Here is a 1,534-nt window from a genome sequence, read left to right on the forward strand (position 1 = left end):
GAATGCCGATCTCCGCACCCAGCACCGCCTGCACACGAGAGATCAACCGCATCGCCAGGAGCGAGTCACCACCGAGCTCGAAGAACGAGACGTCCGCCGCGACCTGCTCGACGCCCAGCACCTCGGCGAACAGGCCGCACAGGACCTCCTCGCCGGGAGTCGCCGGAGGACGACCGCCCGCCCGTCCCGCGAAGTCCGGGGCGGGGAGGGCCACCCGATCGACCTTGCCGTTACGGGTCACCGGGACGGCGTCCAGCGGGACGAACGCGGCCGGGACCATGTACTCGGGAAGCCGGACGGCCGCGAACTCCCGCAACTCGGCCAGGTCCGCTTCGCCGACGACATAGCCGACGAGTCGCTTGGTCCCAGGGTCGTCCTCGCGAGCGATGACGACGGCCTGATGCACGTCGGGGTGGGAGGTCAGGACGGCTTCCACCTCGGCCGGCTCGATCCGGAAACCCCGGATCTTCACCTGCTCGTCGGCACGCCCCCCGAACTCCAACCGTCCCTCGGACGTCCAGCGGGCCAGGTCACCCGTCCGGTACATGCGCCCGGAGCCCTCGAAGGGGTTCGCCACGAACCGTTCCGCCGTCAGCGCCGCGCGTCCGGCATATCCGCGCGCCACGCCTTCGCCCGCGATGTACAACTCCCCCACCACGCCCGGTGCGACCGGGTTGAGGAAGTCGTCGAGGACGTACGTCCGCGTGTTGTCCAGAGGACGGCCGATCGGCAACGACGCCGGGACCGGATCGCTCGACGCGAACGGCAGGTGCGTCACGAAGCCCGTCGTCTCGGTGGGACCGTAGGTGGTCCGCACGGTGAGGTCGGGATGGGTCTCCAGGAGCTTCCGGACGGCCGCCGCCGAGACGACGTCGCCGCCGGTCAGCACCTCCCGCACCCCGCCGAAGATCTCCGGCGACTGCTCGGCCAGCACCCGGAACAACCCCGACGGCGCCACCACATGCGACACCCGATGCTCCGCGATCAGCCTGCCGCGCTCCGCCGCGTCCACCTCACCAGGCGGAACGATCACCAACCGACCACCGTGCAGAAGCGGAGCCCAGATCTCGTACGTCGACGCATCGAACGCATGGTTCGCCTGCACCAGGACGCACTCCACGACGTCATCGCGCCACGCGCTGTCGAGCGCGAACGCCGCGACGTTGCCGTGCGTGACCGCGACCCCCTTCGGAACCCCCGTCGAACCGGAGGTGTACATGACGTACGCCAGATCGTCCGGCGAAACGACCACACCCGGAGCGTGCTCGAACGGCTCGAACGCGTCGTCGTCCGTCAGCACGACCGACACACCGGCTTCCGCCACGATCGACGCCAGCCGCTCCTCCGGATGCGAAACGTCCAACGGAACGTACGCCGCCCCGGCCTTCAGCACCCCCAGCAACGTCGCGACCAAGTCCGCAGACCGCTGCATCCGCACACCCACCAGCGACCCACGACCCACACCACGGCCACTCAAACCACGCGCAACGCCATTCGCCCGCGCGTCCAACTCCGCGAACGTCCACGACACACC

At 69.7% G+C, this 1,534-nt stretch carries 1 protein-coding gene; it reads right to left on the reverse strand.

The window, feature by feature from the left end; all coding sequences use genetic code 11:
- Window positions 1-1,510 (reverse strand): non-ribosomal peptide synthetase (locus H505_RS0133345; RefSeq protein ID WP_245592697.1); only part of this gene is annotated, 1,510 nt, incomplete at its 3' end.
- Window positions 1,511-1,534: the final 24 nt, after the last annotated feature.

This window comes from Actinomadura rifamycini DSM 43936, from assembly GCF_000425065.1.
Taxonomy (GTDB): Bacteria; Actinomycetota; Actinomycetes; order Streptosporangiales; family Streptosporangiaceae; genus Spirillospora; species Spirillospora rifamycini.